The 20,721-nt window shown below is 29.1% G+C and carries 12 protein-coding genes; 10 read left to right on the forward strand and 2 right to left on the reverse strand.

Annotation, left to right across the window (positions count from 1 at the left end; translation table 11 throughout):
• Nucleotides 1–205: 205 nt before the first annotated feature.
• On the reverse strand, nt 206–961 hold the full coding sequence (locus B5G32_RS02530; RefSeq protein WP_087243115.1) for a Fic family protein: 756 nt from the start codon (nt 959–961) through the stop codon (nt 206–208).
• Nucleotides 962–1,379: 418 nt separating this feature from the next.
• Entirely contained in the window at nt 1,380–3,017 is a 1,638-nt protein-coding gene (locus B5G32_RS02535; RefSeq protein WP_087935760.1) for an AAA family ATPase, read from the reverse strand.
• 132 nt (nt 3,018–3,149) lie between these two features.
• On the opposite strand from B5G32_RS02535, the gene B5G32_RS02540 reads away from it, so the two are divergent.
• The 10 genes from B5G32_RS02540 (at nt 3,150) to B5G32_RS02585 (ending at nt 20,711) form a co-directional block, all read left to right on the forward strand.
• Nucleotides 3,150–6,092 (forward strand): TOTE conflict system archaeo-eukaryotic primase domain-containing protein, encoded by a 2,943-nt coding sequence (locus B5G32_RS02540; protein ID WP_158093956.1) that lies wholly within the window; start codon nt 3,150–3,152, stop codon nt 6,090–6,092.
• Entirely contained in the window at nt 6,089–7,054 is a 966-nt protein-coding gene (locus B5G32_RS02545; RefSeq protein ID WP_087935762.1) for a hypothetical protein, read from the forward strand. The genes B5G32_RS02540 and B5G32_RS02545 overlap by 4 nt, the downstream gene beginning before the upstream one ends.
• A gap of 15 nt (nt 7,055–7,069) precedes the next feature.
• Nucleotides 7,070–7,864 carry a hypothetical protein gene (locus tag B5G32_RS02550; RefSeq protein ID WP_087243119.1) on the forward strand — a complete coding sequence of 265 codons (795 nt, stop codon included), beginning with the start codon at nt 7,070–7,072 and terminating at the stop codon, nt 7,862–7,864.
• Nucleotides 7,865–7,873: 9 nt separating this feature from the next.
• Nucleotides 7,874–9,481 carry a hypothetical protein gene (locus B5G32_RS02555; RefSeq protein ID WP_087935763.1) on the forward strand — a complete coding sequence of 536 codons (1,608 nt, stop codon included), beginning with the start codon at nt 7,874–7,876 and terminating at the stop codon, nt 9,479–9,481.
• Between the two features lie 94 nt (nt 9,482–9,575).
• On the forward strand, nt 9,576–10,922 hold the full coding sequence (locus tag B5G32_RS02560; RefSeq protein ID WP_087935764.1) for a Wadjet anti-phage system protein JetA family protein: 1,347 nt from the start codon (nt 9,576–9,578) through the stop codon (nt 10,920–10,922).
• 1 nt (nt 10,923) lies between these two features.
• Nucleotides 10,924–11,568 carry a DUF4194 domain-containing protein gene (locus B5G32_RS02565; RefSeq protein WP_087297467.1) on the forward strand — a complete coding sequence of 215 codons (645 nt, stop codon included), beginning with the start codon at nt 10,924–10,926 and terminating at the stop codon, nt 11,566–11,568.
• Nucleotides 11,537–14,749 carry an ATP-binding protein gene (locus B5G32_RS02570; RefSeq protein WP_143746573.1) on the forward strand — a complete coding sequence of 1,071 codons (3,213 nt, stop codon included), beginning with the start codon at nt 11,537–11,539 and terminating at the stop codon, nt 14,747–14,749. Before B5G32_RS02565 ends, B5G32_RS02570 begins: the two co-directional genes overlap by 32 nt.
• Nucleotides 14,742–15,920 carry a Wadjet anti-phage system protein JetD domain-containing protein gene (locus B5G32_RS02575; protein WP_087935766.1) on the forward strand — a complete coding sequence of 393 codons (1,179 nt, stop codon included), beginning with the start codon at nt 14,742–14,744 and terminating at the stop codon, nt 15,918–15,920. The genes B5G32_RS02570 and B5G32_RS02575 overlap by 8 nt, the downstream gene beginning before the upstream one ends.
• Nucleotides 15,921–16,006: 86 nt before the next feature.
• A complete protein-coding gene (locus tag B5G32_RS02580) occupies nt 16,007–19,243 on the forward strand; it encodes a DEAD/DEAH box helicase (protein WP_158093957.1) in 3,237 nt (1,078 codons plus the stop codon).
• Nucleotides 19,244–19,253: 10 nt separating this feature from the next.
• Nucleotides 19,254–20,711, forward strand: coding sequence for a DNA-directed RNA polymerase subunit alpha C-terminal domain-containing protein (locus tag B5G32_RS02585; RefSeq protein WP_087935768.1), 1,458 nt, complete (start codon nt 19,254–19,256; stop codon nt 20,709–20,711).
• Nucleotides 20,712–20,721: the final 10 nt, after the last annotated feature.

Genomic DNA, 20,721 nt, shown 5'->3' on the forward strand with positions numbered 1-20,721 from the left:
TTGAGTTTTTATTTAGATGAAGCTTTATCTTTAGACGGAGAGAGTTTCATCTTTTTTACATATTCTAATCTAAAGATAACATATTTATTCTAATGAAAATATTATAGGTAATATTTGAAAAAAGAAACAGCCCATGCAATATTGTATGGGCTATTCAAGCTAGATGAAAATTGAGATAATCTATATTTTCTTCTAGACTTAATTATCATTTCATTTCATTGTTATTCATTATATCATTTAGTTTTATTGCCTTTTTTGGTTGTCGTGTCCATGTCTTTTCCTGCTGTTTGATAATAAAATTCTTGAGTGGCTGTAATTTGGAATCTACATCAAATTTTTCAAGACAATCATAGTATTCTTTCCTATCTTCTTCATATATAATGATAGGGCTGACATTATGAATAAGCAGATAATAATTCATGATTGTTCTTCCAGTTCTTCCATTTGCATCAGCAAATGGATGAATATTTTCAAAACAGGCATGAAGGTAACTTGCCACAGTGAAAACATCTTCTCCTTCATACTCATTTATTTCTTCGAGCAGTTCTTGAAGATCGCTTTCGACATTTTCAGGATAACTTCCTACTTCATATTTACCTGTAATATAATCATGTTTTTTGAATTCTCCTGGTCTTTCATGATTCATATCATAACGATATGAATCATATGTTCCTTTTGAAAGTTCATAATGAATCTTCTTGATAAGAGGAATACTTAAGGGTACCTTGTCAATAATTTTATCAAGCAAAAAATGATAACAATCTTTTTGATTTTGAATTTCAAAAAGTGTCCTTAAATCTCCAGTGTAATTGGATACTTTCCCTTTTTCAAATATATCTCTTGTATCATGGTAATCTGTGTTTTGATTTTCAATTTTGTTCGAGTGATAAGCAAAAAGTATTTTAAAATCAAGTAATTGAGCTTCAAGTTCATCTTTATTTTTATAGTATATTCTATACATGATATTCACCACCTGAAAATTATTATACAACAATTTTACTAAGAATTTATAGAGAAAGTTGTACTCTTTCAATCATTTTCACCTTTTCAATATAAAATATGGGAAATCTGGTTGAAAGGCATTGTAAAAATCTTATTAAGTTCTTTGGATAATAAAAGGACTTCACACATTTAAAGATAAACTAATAGGAAAATTTAATGGTAGAGAATAAACTTCACATAAAGATATTGAAGCTATCAATCATTTGTTTAAATAAAACTTTATAAAATTGATAAAAAATTATAGATATTAAATGAATAACTTGTCTGTATTTTTATTAGTTGAATTAAAAAAAGAATAATTATTATAGAAAGAGTAGACTTAATTATTCAAAAAATAAATTATGGTAATAAGAATAAAAGACAAGCAAATTTGGTTACTATTGCTTGTCTTTGTTTCTCCATGTTATAAAAACATCTTTGCCGCAATGGGCTAATCCAATATAAATAACTTTGCCTGACATATTGGCGTCATAATGATTTTTTTGAATTTGTTGAATAGCTTGATTAGAAAGCTGTTCTATTTTTTCTTTGTTTGTTGAATATTTGAATTCCAATATATAAGAAGGTGATATTGCACTTTTTGCTTTTAGAATAATATCACAACGACTTTTTCCGGCTTCTTTATTACTGATGATTTCATAGTCATGGGATAACCATGCACACATTCCTAGAAACATTACATGATAGCTATTTTCATTTTGCAAATCATGATAAGATGGTAATGTCAATAAAATGTGAGTATAATAATTTTCAAAATCAATTTGATTACCAAACAATAATGCATCGCATAATCCGGATAGATCTGTTGAAGAAATATTGAGATAATAAGAGGTTAATTGCTGAAATTCTTTTTGCACTTCTTGATTTGGAATACGTAAAATATATCTATCAATTTGCAAAGAATTTGTTTTTTCTGTTGTTAAGTATCCTGCATTAACAAATAACCCCCATAGATTAGGAGTATTACTTACTTCAAAAAAACTTGTTTCCATTTGTACGAGTGTTTCAAGTTTTCCTGTTTCAATAAGTTTTTCATATCCTTGCTTAAAAGATGTATCACATTCTTTCATCGCATCTTTAATCATTTTATTAGAGCTTGTATTGACCCAATAAGGTCTTAATTCTTTATTGTCGATATAATTAATAATAGACCAGGGGTTATAAATTTCCATGTTTCCAATATGATAGCCATCATACATGGCTTTGACTTTATCATTCAATGAAAGTCCATAATATTCTAGCATAGCTTTTGTTTCTGTTTCTGTAAATCCGAAATATTGACTATAATGCTGATCTGTAAGAGTGCAAACAGCTGGATTATTTAAATCACTAAAAATATTTTCTTTAGCGACTCTTTGTATGCCTGTCAACATAGCATATTGCAGACTTGGAGAAGTTTTTAAGGCATTATGAAGTAATGAAGCTAAACCGCTTTTGATATCATCATAAAATTCACCTACATGTGCTTCGATAAAAGGTGTATCATATTCATCTATAAAAACCATAACTTTTTGATGGTAATATTTTTCCATCCTTTTCATTAAAAAATCTAATGATTCGCTTATCGTATTTAAGCTATTATCATGAATTAAAGCATCAACAATTCTGTTATAACGACTTTTTTCAAATTTAGACATATTAGAAAATACATGTTCATTTTTTTCATAAATATCTTGTAAAGTTGTTTTTATTGATAAAATAAGTTGTTCTTTATGACCTTTAGCATTAGCAAAAGATATAAAGATGGTTGGATATTGATTTATGTATGAAGCATATTCTGTCTGCATAATCTTTGTATTTTTGAATATGTCTTTTGAATTTTTGGTTATATCAAAAAACTCAGCCATCATAGACATATTAAGAGTTTTACCAAAACGTCTTGGTCGTGTAATTAAGGTTACAGTCGTTTTTCTTTCGAGAAAATCTTTAATCATTAAACTTTTATCTACATTATAATAATTTTCAGATATAAGTTTATGATAATCCATGACTCCAATAGGTAAAGCCTTTTTCATTGTTACACCTTCTTCCTTGTTATAAGTATAACATAAATGCCACTTTATCAAAACAAATTCTTTTCTTTGAATATTATGGAAGTCGATATACAAAATACTTATTGTGTTTTATTTCTTTTAATGAGAAAATATATGATAGAAAAAGTAAATAATGAGGATATTATCATGGGTAAAATGACGACATTTGAAGACTTAGAAAAAGAAAATATGCAACTCAAAAAAAGAATAGAATATTTAGAAAAGCTTTTAGATAAACATCATATTGTTTATCATCAAATAGAAAAGGAAAATCATTTCATTAATAGTGAAGTCATTACCCCAAGACATGCGATTATATTTTATCGACTTTTTAAAGGGAGAAAAGATGTTTATAGTCAAAGACATATTAATAAAGATGGGAGAGTTGAATATTATCCTCAATGTGAAAACTTTTGGAAAAATGAAATCTGTTTGAAAAAAACAAATAAAAAAATAAAATGTAAATATTGTCCAAATAAAAAATGGAAAGTGTTAAATCAAAGAGTTGTTATGGAGCATCTTAAAGGAAACGATATCAATGGTAATGACGTCATAGGTATTTATCCTATGTTAGAAGATGAAACTACAAACTTATTGGTATTTGATTTTGATAATCACGAAGTCGGAACAGATGGTGAGAATGTTGATAATAGTTGGAAAGAAGAGGTCAATGCTTTAAGAGAAATTTGTCAATTACATCAAATTGATATTCTTGTGGAAAGATCACGATCAGGTAGAGGGGCTCATCTTTGGATTTTCTTTGATCAACCCTTACCTGCTATAACAGCAAGACGTTTTGGTAGAGCGCTATTAAATATAGGTGCTCAATCTATTAATTTAAAAACATTTCAAACATATGATCGTATGATTCCTGCACAAGATCATTTGGCGGATGATGGGTTAGGAAATTTAATTGCCTTACCATTACAGGGCCAGGCTTTGAAAAAACAAAATAGTGCTTTTGTAGATGAAAATTGGAATGTTTATCCCCATCAATGGGAATGTCTTGAAAAAGTTAAAAAACTATCATTGGAATTTGTAGAAGAGAAACTTGAATTATGGAAAGATAAAGATATATTTAGTGAGAATTATGATTATTCGATATCTCAACCATGGATTAAAGAAAATCATTTTCATAAAGATGATGTCAATCATCATGTTGACATCAAATTTGCAAATATGGTTTATATTGATACAAGAAGTTTGAAGCCAAGAATTCAAAATCAAATAAGACGTTTAGCAGCTTTTAGAAATAAAGAATTTTTTAAGAGAAGAGCAATGGGATTATCTGTTAGAGGGATGAATTCATGGATAGAATGCGCAATTGATATAGATTATTGGATTTGTTTGCCTAGGGGATGTTTATCAGTTCTTCGAAATGAATTAGAAAAAAGTCAAATTACATATCATATAGAAGATCTTAGAAATTCGCAAAAGAAAATAGATGTCGATTTTATAGGTCAATTATATGATAATCAACAAAAGGCATGTGAAACATTATTAGAAAATGATATAGGAATTTGTCATGCAACGACTGCGTTTGGCAAAACTGTTGTTGGAACAAACTTGATAGCTCAAAGAAAAGTGAATACACTCATTATCGTTCATACCAATTTGATTATGAATAACTGGGAAGATGATCTTAACCGCTTTTTAAGTGTTCATGAGAAATTACCAACATACACAACTCCATCAGGGATAAAGAAAACAAGAAAGAGTGTTATTGGGAAATTATATAGTAATCATAATTCTGTAACTGGTATTATTGATATTGCTATTGTCAATTCACTCATTACAAAAGGTGAAATCAAAGATTTGGTTAGGAACTATGGGATGATTATTGTAGATGAATGTCATCATAGTGCATCGACTACACTTTATGATGTACTCACTGAAGTTCGCGCTAAATATGTTTATGGATTTACTGCAACTCCAAAAAGAGAAGATGGTTTGGAACAAAAAACTTTTATGCAATTAGGACCTATTCGATATCAGTTTACGACCAAGCAAAGATTACAACTTCAAAATGTCAATCATTATATCTTCCCACGTTTTACGAGATTCATAGATTTAGAAAATACAAAAATATCAATAAATGAAATGTATCAAAAATTGATTCATGATCAAGAAAGAAATCATCAAATTCTTACAGATATAAAAGAAGCACTTCAAAATAAACGTACACCATTGATTATTACAAAATTTAAGGAACATGCTCAATATTTATATGAACAATTACAGGGACGAAGTGACCATATTTTTCTGTTGGTTGGGGGTAAAGGTCATAAAACCAACAGACAAATACGTGAAAAACTCAAAAATATTAACAAACAAGAAAGTGTTATCTTAGTAGCAACAGCACAATATGTAGGAGAAGGTTTCAATTTTCCAAGACTAGATACATTATTTTTAACTGTTCCTATTTCAGTAGAAAGTAATGTTGAGCAATATTCAGGAAGATTGCATAGAGATTTTGAAGGAAAAAAAGATGTTATTATTTATGATTATATTGATTCACATATAAAAACATTGGAAAAAATGTATCATAAACGTATGAGAACGTACAAAAAGATGGGCTATGAAATATGTACAACATTACATGTCCGTGAAGATGAAATTCAAATGATATATGATAACTCTGATTATCAAAAAATATTCGATAAAGATATAGAATGTGCTAATGAAAGTATTGTGATTTCAAGTCCAGGTTTAAGTCAAAAGAGTGTTAATTATTATTTAAGATTGTTTCAATCTAAGTTAAAAGAAAATATTTCCATAACAATTCTCACTTTAGATTCTAAAAGTTATCCAAAAAATATGGTTGAAAAAACGAACATATTGATTCAAAATTTAAAAGAAAATGCTATTCATGTGATTGTTATTTCATCTTTATATGAACATTACGCTATAATTGATAAAGAAATGATCTGGTATGGAAATATGAATTTACTATCAAATGTTAAAGAACAAGATTATATGATGAGAATTTCACACCAGCAATTAGTATATGAATTATTACAAGAAACACAAAAAGTGATGAAAGAAGGAAAAGAATGAAGGTTAAAGAATTAAGAGATTTATTAAAAGATAAAGACATAAAGCTGATTAATGATGCTTTTGTAGAAGTTTACAAAGCTTTACCAAAATCAAAAAAAGAAGAATTAGATAGTGTTATTGAAAGTATTGTGAAAGGTGAAGGTAAGAAAAAAACAGTTAAACAAGAAGAAGTTTCATTAAATGATTTATTTGTTGAAATTCAAGATTTTTTACAGGATGCTTATCATGGCTTTTATATAGCCCCTAATCGTATTGTGCCTAAAAAAGAAAGGCCTAAATGGCGTTATAAAGTCAAAAGATATTTAAAGATTTTATTTGAGGTTCCCTCAGATCATCCTGATTTTTTACAAGTTGTTATATTGATTCGTGAAATTTATAAGGTGTTAAGTTATGGCTGTGGTGTTTATGTTTTTTCAAATGATGATCCTTTTGCATCAGTTGGTATCGCTCAAGAAGAGTTATATGAAGAATATATAAAACGACAGATGCAATTACCAGTCACAGAAGAGACAATACGAGAGATGGTTACTGGTGCAACACATTGTTATTTGAGTCGTGAATGTTTGCATGAAATGTTATACGGCGTTTTAAACTTTCATATTCAAAAACTGGAATATCGTGATATGGTTAAAGAATATGGTCAAAAATTTATTGAGTCACAGAAAAAGTTTATTGCTTCATTAGAACGTTATGATGATAGACTTTATGAAGCAACTTCATTACTGAATGAAACGAATGATGTTGTTTTCATTTTTCACTATGGTTCCTTTGAAAAGGCTCTTCAATATTATTTTAAAAACAGCTATGAACGTAATCAGGAAGTGACTCTTTATAAAGTTTTGATGTTAACAGAGATATTCTTTTCCAAAAAAGAATGGATTGAAGCTTATGAGTATGGTTTAAAATTAAATATTGAACCTAGACAAAGCTTACAAGATAAATATAAAAAATATAAAGCATAAAAAAGGAGAACGACTATGTCAGAAAGAGAATATATAAGAAGTGCAGCAATAGATATCATAACAAATCAAGTTCAAGATCATTTAGATGAAAATACAATGAATATGTATCAAAAAATGTTAGATCAAGGAATGAGTGAAGAAAGAGCTATAGAATTACTTGCCTTTTATATGGAAATGTATATCCAGGAAAATTTTCATTTACAGGAATTTAATAATGAAAAATGGAAAGCGTTTTTAGATAACTTGGAACCCATTTATCATGTGCCAGGTGAATATGAATTTGATGCTCAGGAAGAACGTCGTAATTTAAGACATATTCAAAGAGAATATGGAAAATTAAAATCTGATGTTGAAGAATTGGAAGATGAGCTTTTTGTGATTGAATCTCATTTATTAGTATTACATGCCCTGTATAAGATTGATACATTTGAAGCGAAGAAGATTATACATATTGTCATGAATCGTTTATTAGATTTGAAGAATCATTATACAAGTGATTATACAGATTATACAACTGAAGACATTTTATCTTTAGCAGACGGATTAGAGAAAATGTGTAATCCTTATATCAATCCACAGTTATATGATTATTTGTCAAAGTTTGTTGATTTAAAAGATGAATCACAGTTTGATTATATTTTTAAAAATATTTTTCTATGTTTGTCTAGAATATTAGTCAGCATGGATAGATTTGAAAAAGATCTTGGAAAAAATGGCTATTTCCGTTTTATTAGTCAATATATTGATCTTGAGGCTTGTATTGATGATGGGCCAGCATTTATCTTTAACGAAAATACATTAAAAAAGTAAGAGGTTGTTATGGAATATAAAGATTATATGAATCAGATTCAACAAAGATTGAATACAATGAGTGAAGAAGAAAAGAATCAATGGATTTATCAATATGCCAGGGTTCTTGATAAAAGTCAACGTCAAAAAATGTTAGAAAGTTTAAATTTTGAACATTCTCAAATCATCAATTTTCATGAAAAAGACTTTCAACAATTTATCAAGGATGTGAGTGATGGGGAATTAACGATACCTGCAACAGAAGAGGATGATTATTATTATGGCTATGATTCAGAATATATAACGTATTATACAAAAGAATGTGATCTTTTAAATCAATTGAATGATTATATTCAAGATGCTTTTCTATATATCAATAATTGTCAATATCAGCAGGGATTCAATATTCTTCAAAAGCTGCAAGATTTAGAATATGAAGCTGTATATGATTATGGGGATATATATGAATTATCTTTTGCAGAGTTATTTGAAAATAACTTGATGGATGTTAGCCTTGAACAATATTCACTTTATTATTTATATGCTGCTTTTCAGCTACATCGAAATATATCTGAAATGTATTCATATTTCAATCAGAGTAAGGTTGAATATGTTCTCAGCGATTTAATGGCTTTTGGACCAGAAGAGATAACACTGAGTGATGATGAATATGATCGATGGACATCATTTTTAGAAAATACGCCAGGAGACTATGCAGCAAAGCTTTTAAGAGATATATGCTTTCTTTATGGAGATATCAATCAATTAACAAAAATGACTTTCGAGATAGGAGCTAAACATCCATCTTTATATCTAGATGTTATTGACTATGAGCTTTCTTTACATCAATTAGAACATGCTAAAACGATCGCATCACAGGCTTTCAAGCAGCTAGATGAAGGTTTAACGATACGCTCAAAAATTGCTGAAAAACTGATTCCATACTGTCCAGATGATATAGAGTTATATAAAATATCTTTCTTATCCAATCCTCAGATTAATCATTGTTTGCAATTATATACATTAGATTGTGATATCGCTTTTATAAAAACTGAATTTCAGAAGAAAAACTATACTATTCGTTTTGAATTTGCAACCCTAGAACAAGAAAAAGCTTCTTTATCTTCTGATCAAAAAGAGATTCTTTTATTTTTCTTAGGAGACTACGAAAACATTCTTGAAAAAGCTGAAAAAGATCAAGATAATCTTGGATGGTCATCAAATTTAAAAGGAATACTTATACCATTATTACTCATGTATCTGAAACCAGAAAAGATGCATTTTGTGGCTGATGATGCAGTTATGGATGATTTAAAGCGTAGTTTAAAAGTAAGAGGAGAAGATTTCTATCAGTTATTTCATATCTGGAAAGAAAAATACATGATGACTGATGAATTCAAAAAGAAATGTATCCAATGGTTAAAAGATGAAATCGAACAAAGAGCTGAAGTTATTGTAGGAGGAACTCATCGTCATAGCTATTATGAGGTTGCAAAAGAAATTGTTGTTTTATCAGAAATTTTATATCTCAATAAAAACATAACAAGCATGGAAACATTTGTGAAAGACTATATAAAAAGATATTCACGTAAACATGCTTTTAAAACTGAAATGTTAAAATATGCAAAACAAGTATAATGTCTACATTTTGTTTTATAAAACCGTTTGAAAAGAACGGTTTTTTATGTCATTATATGCTATAATATGAATAATTGAGAGAAAGGGAAGATTTATGCATAATTTATTTGATGTGATACCAAGTCAGTTTTTCTATATTTTTATAGGTGATAATAAGCGTATATTGTCAGATTGTGTTTACTTAGCTTATCAGTCATTTCAAAATGATCTTTCTTTTTCATGTACAAGGGAACAGCTATTAACGATATTTCAAGATTACTTTGAAACACATCTTACCACGATTGACAGTGAAGAAAATTTAAACAATTCTAGAGATAAGGCTTTGTATGTATTAAAGCGTTTAAAGGATTGTGGATGGATTCATGAAGAGGTTGGGGAAAATTATGAAGTGTTTATCACTTTTGAAGATTATAGTATTCAGATTATGGATTGTTTGTTTCATTTAGAAGATGTAAGAGAAAGTGAAGAATATTCAGGACTTATATATAATATATATACATCATTTCAAAACTTTGATATTCATCGAGGAGATTTGATTTTTGAAACAGCTTATGAAAATACCAAAGATTTAATTCATAAATTAAAAAATTTGAATTCCAATATCAAAAAATATATTCAAAAACTATTAGATGATGGCATAAAAGATGACTTGCAGGCATTATTAAATTCTTTACTGCAGGAATATCAGACAAAAATCATTGATCGTGCCTACTACAATCTGACAACCTATGATAATCCTTCTAAATATCGTCAGAGCATTCTTTCACGTATTCAGGAAGTGATGGATAATCATGATTATGTCAGTTTGATTATTCATAATATTATGGAAAGAAAAGGTATCGAACATGATCAGGCTTATGATTTATTGATGAATCAGAAAGAATATATCATGCAATCTTTTGAACATATTGAGGATATCATGCAGGAAATTGATAGTAAGAATAATAAATTTATTGAATCAGCGATTCATCGTATCACTTTCTTATTAAACAATCAAAATGATATTGAAGGAAAAATTAATAATATTATAAAATCTATTTCCAGTGGAAATGATGTTAATGATTTAGGTAATATCTATATCAATCAGATGATTAATCGTGATTCTTTATATGTTCCTCGTCAAATAAGTAAACCAATGAAAACACAAATCGAAGATACTGTCATTTTAGATGAAAAGAAAAAAATGGAATCTATAGAAAGAATCAAAAGATCAGAAAATTATTCTCATAAAAAAATTGAAGAAAAAGTGATGCTATTATTAAAGGATGGGCCTTTTAAAGGTTCGCAATTACCATTAGATACACAAAATGATTTGATTTATTTTGTCTTTATTTATCTTTATGGATTTAGCTATCAGACCAAATATCAGGTAGAACCTTTAAATGAAGAAGTGATAATCAATCATTATCGTTTTCAGGACTTTTTGGTGAAGGAGAGATGACATGAATAAATATCAGCAGGCCACAACATTTTATAATCACTATGTACGTTTAAGTGATTCGAAAAAAGAAGAATTTTCACGTTTGTGTAATAAATTATTGAGTTATAATTATATCTGTGCCAGTCGTCCTAAAGATCAGGATGACTATTATAAAATTGTTAGTGAATTAGATTTATATGTTCAATACTTTGCATTAATGGATTATGTTGTAGAACATCATCAAGTAGATAAAGTCATTAATTTATATAATTTACAAAATTATAATCGTTATACATTGAAGAAAAATGAATCCATTGTTTTATTGCTTTTAAGAAGATTCTATTATCAGAAGATGCAGGAAGTTTCATTAATAGATCAGATTACAATGACAATGGAAGAACTTCATGACGCTATGCTTGCCACAGGACTTTTTGAAAAACGCATCAATAAAGGTGAAATGAGAGACATATTGCGTATTTTAAGACGTTATCATATTATTGACACAACAGGACAAAGCGATGATGATCAATCTATCATTATTATTTATCCAACAATACTCTATGTTTTGCCAGTTCAACAGATAGAAGATATTGATCATCGATTAGCAGAATACAGCAGACAAGGTGGTGACAAAAGTGAAGAAGCTCGTGAAGATGAAGATTATTAATTGGCATCTTTTTAGTAATGAAACAATTGAAATCAAAAATAATGTTGTTATTACAGGGGAAAATGGAACAGGTAAGTCAACATTATTGGATGCACTTCAGTATGTTTTAACTGCGGGGAAAGCCAAATTTAACAGTGCTGCCAATGATTCTGGAAAACGTAATATAGAAGGGTATATGCGTGGAAAACTGGGACGAGAAGGTAAGCCATTTTTACGTACTGGGGATGTTGTTTCTTACATTGTCTTAGAATATTTTGATGAAACATCCAAACGTTCACAACTGATAGGCGTCGTCCTTGAATTAAGTCAAGCCAATATTAAAAAGGAACTCTTCTTTCAAGTTTTAGACCAAAATATACAGGATGATTTGTTTATTCATAAACGACATATCTATAATCGTAACGAATTTAGAAAAGAATTACAAAAACGCAAGCTTAAAGCCAATTTTGCAGATAAGAAGAGTCAGGTTCCTTCACTTTTTAGACAAAGTTTAGGTGTCTCTTCAAAATATTTTGAACTGATACCTCGAGCCCTGGCATTTAAGCCTATTAATCAGGTATATAATTTTATTTATGATTTTTTATTGAATGAAGATCCTGTCAAAATTGATGATTTACGTAATAATATTCATGCTTATAGACATTTAAGTGATGTCTTAAAAGAACAACAAAAACGTATGGAATTATTAGAACAAATTGAAAAAACATATCAGCAATATCAAAAAACAATGAAACATTTAAAAAATTATGAATTTGTAAAAGATGTGTTTTATATAGAAAGCTTAAATTATCAAAAAGGACAATTGGTACAGAGTATCGCGAAAAATAAGAAAATGATTCAAGATATGAAACAACAGATATCTCTGATTCAAAACCAGTTGCATGGTTTACAAAAAGATGTCTTTCAATTGGAAAGTACTCTTGAATCTAATGAAAGCTATCGTTTAAAAAAAGAACTAGAAGAAAATCTTCATCAGCAACAAAGACGTTTTGAACAGATATCTCAAGATTATCAGTTCTATATATCACAATTACAGGAAGATATCACAATGTTAAAGCGTTTAAGAATGAAAGAGACTTTTGTTGAACGTATTCAAAATCAAGATTATGATAGTCAGTATTTAAGTGAACAGCTTTTTGATATCCGTAATGATTTAAATGAAAGACGAAATGTCAATATGCAAAAAATAGCTCAATATAATCATGAGTTCAAACAGCTTAGAGAAACCAGTCAGCAGTTCAATAAACAGATGGAACTGTTGAATCGTAATCGTTTTTATTATCGCAAAGAAGTCAGTGAATTAATCGAAGTTCTTTCAGTGAATCTGGAAGAATATTTTCAGCAAAAAGTTGAAGTTAAGCCTTTATGTGAATATCTGGAAGTAACAGATGAATCATGGCGTCAGGCTATTGAAGGTTATCTCAATACGCAGCGCTTTGATTTGATTATTGAACCTGTTTATTTTCAAAAAGCTATGCAAATTTATGAACAATATAAAGCAGAACATCATATTTTTGGTGTCGGTATTGTAAATGTGATTCCTTTACAGAAATATTCTCAAACAGCAGAAAATAGCTTGGCACAGTTTGTGACAAGTTATAATAGCTATGCCAAAAATTATGCCAATATGATTTTAAATAAGGTTCATTGTGTTGAACATGTTGAAGATTTGACACAATATCCAATTGCAATCACAAAGACATGCATGGTTTATCAAAATTATGCTGTGAGAGCTATCAATCCTAAAATCTATCAACAACCATATCTAGGACAGGAAGCCATGAAAATTCAAAAGCAGATCATTCATCAAAAATTAACTGATTTAAAGCGAGAGATGACACAGATAGAAAAACAAAAACAGGATGCATCAAGAATTGTCCATTGGATTGAACAGTCACATATCAGTGATCTTGTTAGAAATTTCTATATTATTGATGATTATCGTCTGCTTGAAAAACAAATTCAGGATTTAAAAACACGCTTAAGTGAGATTGAAGAAGATGATTCCATTATGACTTTGATGTTCCAGCTTGAACATCTTCAAAAAGAATTGAAAACAGTTCAAAATCAGCTGACAGAGAAACAAAATCAATATAGTTATGAAACAGTCAGCATGGAAAATAACCAGAAGTCTTTAGAATCTTTGGAACAGACTTTGTCATCTTTACCACCACTTCCTGTAACACTTGATCCAGAAGTTGAAAAAATCAAACAACGTTACCAAAAACGTTATGGCAGATATCAGTATCAGACAATCAATCATCAGCTTCAATCGCGAATCAATGAGGATAATGCACAAGTTGTCAAAGATCAAAAAGATGTGGAATATCATATGCGTACATTTAATCATGAAGCTAAAATGGGTTATGAAGAAAGTGTTGAAAACATTGATGCCTATTTAACGATGTATTATCAGTTAAGAGATATCGAAATTGTGAAGCGACAGGAAGATGTTCGTCAGGCACGCATGAAGTGTGAAATGTCTTTCCAGGAATCATTTATTTCAAGGCTTTACGAAAAGATTCAACAGGCTAAAAAAGACATTCAGGAACTGAATAAAGGATTAAAAAATAAAAACTTTAATGGAGATCACTATGAATTTGAAGTCAATCCAAGTCGTCGACCAGAATATCGACAATATTATGATATCATCAGTACAAACCAGCAATATAACAGCGACAATTTATTTGTTACGACGTTATCACAAGAAAATCGTCATGTTATGGATGAGCTGTTTAAACAAATGGCTTTATTAGATGATAATGAAAGTGGAGAAAAGTTACTCAGAAAATATACAGACTATCGTGAATATCTTGATTATGATATCAAGATAACTCATGAAAATGGTGATTTCACAAAGTTTTCTAAGGTCAATCGTGAAAAATCAGGTGGAGAGACACAGACACCATTTTATGTTGTGATTGCTTCAAGCTTTGAACAGCTTATTAAGCAACGATATCAGGAAGATTCAGGATGTGTTGTTTTATTTGATGAAGCATTTAATAATATGGATGAAACAAGGATTCAATCTATGATGAAATTTTATAATGAACTCAATGTTCAGATTATTATTGCAGTTCCACCTGATAGGGCTAGTACAATTATGCCTTATGTTGATACCACTTTAGCGATTATCAAATCTGGAGATCATTCTTTTGTCGAGGAAATCATTCATGAATAAATATGGAAAATTGGTTTTAAATCATTTATTAGATAAATATGAACGCAGTGTTTTGTCTAAACAAGGCTCAGATAAACATTTACGTATTCATACACCAGTGCGTAAACTGTTTCCTAAATATGATAACAGTGATTATTATCATGAACGTTTGTTGATTGATGAAGCACTTCATGATTTAAGAGAATTACATATCGTGAGTTTATCAATGGATCTAGATGGTATTGATGATATTGAGCTTTCTTTGTTTTATATTGAAAAAGCCTATCAATATGCAAATCGAACTTTTTCTTTAGAAACAAGAAAGACAGTTATTCAGCTATTGGAACAGACAACATTTTCATATGAATGGTTGGAGACTTTTCGTATCGATATGTTAAAAAAGCTTTCTTTATTTCAGTCGGTTTATCGTTATTTGAATCTTGATGATATTTTGGAAATTAAGGATATTTTTACAGTTTTGAAAGCTTTGCCATTACAAAGTCATGAAATTTCATTAAGAAAGTTTTCTTTAGCAATTTTAAAAGATTCTAAACGTTTAGAAGTTATCAAAACACGTTTATTACATATTTTATTTGATTACTGTCCGGAAAGTTTTGCGGATGAAGATGATGCTTTTGCATATTTCAATATTATGAAAAATCCTGGTTTTCTCTATTTAAGGGGACGCATGGTCATTGAACTCAATGGTCAAGTCATTGATTTAGGGCGTTTAAAAAGTCCCTTTTCTTTGATGAGTGAAAATATAGAACAATTACATATCTTGGATATCCAAGATCAGAATGTTTTGACCATTGAAAATCTGACTTCATTTTATGATACTGTTTTAGATAATACACTTGTGATTTACTTAGGTGGTTATCATAATGCTTTAAGACGTTCGTTGCTGACAAAAATATATGCGCTTTATCCCCATCTAAAGTTTTATCATTTTGGTGATATTGATGCAGGAGGCTTTTATATCTATTATCATTTAAAAGAAAAAACACAGATTCCTTTTGAGATGCTTGGCATGGATATTCCCACATTACAGCACTATCAGGCTTATTGTAAATCCTTAACGCAAAATGATAGACGTCGATTAGAAAAATTACAGGAGAAATATCATTTAGAAGTCATCAGTTATATGTTAAAGCACAATTGTAAGCTGGAACAGGAAATTGTGAATCTGTAATCAAAACATTTTCAAAGAGTCATGATATGGCTCTTTTTATTATGATAAAATATGATATAATGTGCACATATAAGGAGAATTCATCTATGAAAACTGATTTTAATTTATTAACTTTATTTTCTAATCCAAATAATATATCTATTGCTAAAAGTTATGATCGTTATGACAATGTTTTAAGCATTGATCTTGAACAAGTGGAAAATGGATATCATGTTGATGCTGTCGTGAGAGTTAGAAGTGAAGAGTTTCAATGTTCTTTTTCCTTTGATGAGGAGTATAGTTTGACTGATTACAATTGTGAATGTATCTGGTGCCGCGATGGGAGCCCATGTGCTCATATTGGTACAGTTTTATTGAAGTTAAATCAACTGGAGATTCCATCTTTTCCATACCACTATACCAATTCTCAAATTGAAGAAGAAAAAAAGCGACAAGAAGAACATCGCCAACAACAACTTCAGCGTGCTTATGCTTTAAGAGCTTTAGAAACAAATAATTTAATTCAACAAAATAAAGAATATTATCATAATCAGGTAAACTCATCAATTTCTCATGAAAAATATCAATTAACACCTTCTTTTTATAATGACGATGATGATTTATATTTAGAATATAAGATTGGTAATACGAAAAAATACATTATTAAGAATATTGATGAATTCTTGGAACATATAGAGAATGAGGAGCAGGTCAAATATGGCAAATTTCTACAATTTGTTCATACACGTGAATCTTTTACAGATGAAGCATTAAAACAGATTGATTTTCTTAAAAATGCTAAAAATACAATGAATAAAATTTATCGTGATAACTACTTCTTTGATTTTCGAAGAGATTTCAATATAGGAAGATATTTATATATTCATACAGAATTTATTGATGAATTTTATGATGTCTATAAAGAATTAGATTTAAATCATTGCCATTTTGAAAATATTGATTATGCTATCAAAGTGCGATTAATCAAAGACAATCATTACTATATACTTCGTGTCACAGATGAAAATGTCTTTTATCATGGTAATCATTATATTTATTTTATTTCAAAATCTGATTCACAGACAAATATTCAACGTCTTCAGATAAATTTAAATGATAAATCTTTTGATGCTTTACTTCATTTACTTAAAGAACCTATCTTTATTAAAGAAGAAGATTTTGATGACTTTTATAAATATGTATGGACACCTATGCAAAATTCTTTTGATTTAGAATGTGATTTTGAACTTATCCAGTCATCTTATACTTTCATTAAAATATATGGTGATATGAATGAAAATGAACAAATTTATTTTAAGATTTATTATGAAGATGAAAATCAAAATCGAATTCATGCTTTTCAAAATGATTTAATGACAACCGTTCAACAGGATATTGTAGAAACATATTTTCGTGAACATTGTCAGCAAATTGATGAAAAGAATGGTTGTGCCTATTTTAATAGTTATGATGAAAAAACATATGAATTTATGCATACAGGTATTGAATTTCTCCAACAATACAGTGAAATATATATTTCAGAAGCATTAAAGAAGATGGGAAGACCAGTTCATTATCAGATTCAGGTAGGTGTTAAAGTTGACCATGATCTTATATCTTTAGATATGAAAAGTACTCAAATTCCACAAATGGAAATTGCTGAAGTTTTATCAAAATATCGTCGTAAAAAGAAATTTCATCGTTTAAAAAGTGGTGAACTTCTTTATCTTGAATCACCTGATTTGGAAGAATTATCAAAATTTATGGATGAATATCATATCAATGCGAATGATATTCAAAATGGAAGTCTGACTTTAAATAAAAATCGTGTATTTGCATTGGATAATAATGCAACAGAATTACAACATATACAAATTGAACGAGATGAATCCTTTCAAAAACTTATTCAACAATTCCATCAGCATACACAACATCTTTATCCTTTAACACCATACTACAATCAACTATTGAGAGATTATCAAAAAGAAGGCTATCAATGGTTACGAACACTTTACGAATTGGGATTTAATGGGATATTGGCTGATGATATGGGGCTAGGTAAAACATTACAGGTGATTGCTTTGTTGGATCAATTGGAAACAGATAAACCAAGCTTAGTTGTGTGTCCTTCTTCGTTAATTTATAACTGGGAAGATGAAGTTCATAAGTTTTCTCAAACTTTACCAGTGACATGCATTGTATCGGATGCGAATACAAGAAAAACGATGATACATGCGATTTGTGGTAAACATCTTTATGTCACTTCTTATGATTATATGCGTCGTGATATAGAGTTATATGATGCTATTGAGTTCGAATACGTGATTCTTGATGAGTCGCAATATATCAAAAACCAGAAAACAAAAAATGCAACATCTGTTAAACAACTCCATGCTCTGCATAAATTAGCACTGTCAGGAACACCTATAGAAAATTCACTAGCTGAATTATGGTCAGTCTTTGATTTTTTAATGCCACAGTATTTATATAATTACCATTATTTTCAAAAGAAATTTGAAACAGATATTGTCAAAAATCAAGATCAAAAGAAAATTCAACAACTTCAAAAAATGGTTTCACCATTTATTTTAAGAAGAAACAAAAAAGATGTCTTATTAGAATTGCCTGATAAGATAGAAAAAACACAATTGATTCCTTTTACACAACAGGAAAGTGAATTGTATTTTGCCAATCTTGCTCAAATTAATACTCAGCTTCAAGAAATATTTCAAATGGAAAAAGTTGATAAGATTGTGATTTTATCAATGTTGACAAAACTGAGACAAATCTGCTGTGAACCAAGAATGATATATGATAATATTTATCAAAGTTCATCTAAGATGAAAGCTTGTATGGATTTGATTTGTAATTATAAAGCCAACCATCAACAAGTCTTATTATTTTCATCTTTTACAAAAGTCTTCGATTTGATGGAAGAAGAACTAAAATTAAATGGCATTCGTTATTTTATCTTAACTGGTGGAACTTCTAAGGAAACAAGACGAGAACTTGTACAGCGTTTTCAAGAGGGTGAGGCTGATGTCTTTTTGATTTCTTTAAAAGCAGGAGGAACAGGACTTAATCTAACAAAGGCACAGGCTGTTATCCACTATGATCCATGGTGGAACATTTCTGCACAAAATCAGGCAACGGATAGAGCTTATCGCATTGGACAACATCATAATGTTATGGTTCATCAATTGATTATGAAAGAGAGTATTGAAGAAAAAATTCAAATCTTACAGGCTAAGAAGAAAGAATTAGCAGACATGTTTGTAGAAAACAGTGATGGAAATATTTCTTCATTATCAACAGAAGATTTGAAAGCGTTGTTTGCTATGTAGGAGAAAGACTATGAGATATTATATTAAAGAATATTTAAATCAAAAATATGAAATAGCAGCTATGGATGGTTATGATGCCTATGTCAGCATTTACAATCATGAAGATATTCATTTGACTTCTCAACAAAAAGAAACTGTATCCTGTTCGACTGTTGATAACCAGTATTATTACGGCATTGGTCAAGAAGAATGTCACGACTACTGCCAAATAGCTCAATATTTAGATATGGATCCATTACGATTTTTACAATTTTATCCATCATCACGTGATTATGGAAATTATAAAAACTTTTCTCAATTTCAAGACATTCATCATTGCATGGATTTTAAAAAGATCATAGAAGATGAAATCAAAGAACTTGTTTTAAAAGAACAATTACATCCAGATTCATTATTGTATACTCTATTAAAAGCAAAAGGCTATGTTTATCAGTCATCTGATGAAAATATACCTTATGAATTGCTTCATACACCTATTGAAGAACTAGGATTAAGTGTCCGTAGTTACAATTGCCTCAAAAGAGCAAATATTCATACTTTACGTGATTTAAGACAAGTCATGAAAAATGATGAACTTTATAAAATAAGAAATATGGCTCATAAGCTTGTTAAAGAAATTATTGATGCATATTGTCAGTTTCTGAATCAGAATTTTTCTTATCATTTAGAGTTGCATTTCATGCAAAAAAAGAGCCCTATCACATTTGTCTATGATAAGCAAGGTTTTGCATTAAAAAGTATTGTATCTAGCATTTTTCAAGACTTTTTCTTGGCTGATCACAAAAGTTTGTTAAAACACCATGATGCAATTTTTACCCCCAAAATAACAAATGTTCTTTTATGGTTGGGTTACAGCAATATTGATGATGTTGAGCCTCACTTACCAAAGCTCGATGATTATTTTTATAAACTTTCTTTTACATCAAAGCCAGATGCTCTACAAAAAAGGTATAATGACTATCTTCATGCTCATATCACATATCATGAAATTCCTTATTCCATTTATCAAAAGCTTATCAATCAGGAGGCTTCACAAAAAGATATACAAAATGCCTTGCAAAAATATAATGCCTATGTTGAAAGTGTTGTTGAACAAATTAATAATAAAATATATTATGTTGAAAACGATCAGACAAGAGAATTTTATCATGATGATGAAAACGATACTGTTGATATATATGATATGGGTATTTATGAATGTATTCAATATGATGATTTGAAAAAGATTATGGATTCATTAGAAGATATCTGTGTTATCAAAGAGGTCATGAAAAAAATAAGATTATCACATTCTTATTATATTATTAAGGATCTCAATGAATATAAAGCACAGGTAGACATGATTATCAAAAATCATTCTCAATTAGAAGCCAAAGAACTTATAGAACAACTATTAGATAATCCGTTTTTATTAAAACATCAATACGAAGAACTTGTTCAATATATTCGTCTCAAATATAATAGCTAAATATTTCTAT

The organism is Massilimicrobiota sp. An80, from assembly GCF_002159255.1.
Lineage (GTDB): Bacteria > Bacillota_I > Bacilli_A > Erysipelotrichales > Coprobacillaceae > Allocoprobacillus > Allocoprobacillus merdigallinarum.

Bases quoted from the DNA above. Each gene is read 5' to 3' on its own strand.
- B5G32_RS02530 (WP_087243115.1), bottom strand. From the start codon at position 961: ATGTATAGAATATACTATAAAAATAAAGATGAACTTGAAGCTCAATTA.
- B5G32_RS02535 (WP_087935760.1), bottom strand. From the start codon at position 3,017: ATGAAAAAGGCTTTACCTATTGGAGTCATGGATTATCATAAACTTATA.
- B5G32_RS02540 (WP_158093956.1), top strand. From the start codon at position 3,150: ATGATAGAAAAAGTAAATAATGAGGATATTATCATGGGTAAAATGACG.
- B5G32_RS02545 (WP_087935762.1), top strand. From the start codon at position 6,089: ATGAAGGTTAAAGAATTAAGAGATTTATTAAAAGATAAAGACATAAAG.
- B5G32_RS02550 (WP_087243119.1), top strand. From the start codon at position 7,070: ATGTCAGAAAGAGAATATATAAGAAGTGCAGCAATAGATATCATAACA.
- B5G32_RS02555 (WP_087935763.1), top strand. From the start codon at position 7,874: ATGGAATATAAAGATTATATGAATCAGATTCAACAAAGATTGAATACA.
- B5G32_RS02560 (WP_087935764.1), top strand. From the start codon at position 9,576: ATGCATAATTTATTTGATGTGATACCAAGTCAGTTTTTCTATATTTTT.
- B5G32_RS02565 (WP_087297467.1), top strand. From the start codon at position 10,924: ATGAATAAATATCAGCAGGCCACAACATTTTATAATCACTATGTACGT.
- B5G32_RS02575 (WP_087935766.1), top strand. From the start codon at position 14,742: ATGAATAAATATGGAAAATTGGTTTTAAATCATTTATTAGATAAATAT.
- B5G32_RS02580 (WP_158093957.1), top strand. From the start codon at position 16,007: ATGAAAACTGATTTTAATTTATTAACTTTATTTTCTAATCCAAATAAT.
- B5G32_RS02585 (WP_087935768.1), top strand. From the start codon at position 19,254: ATGAGATATTATATTAAAGAATATTTAAATCAAAAATATGAAATAGCA.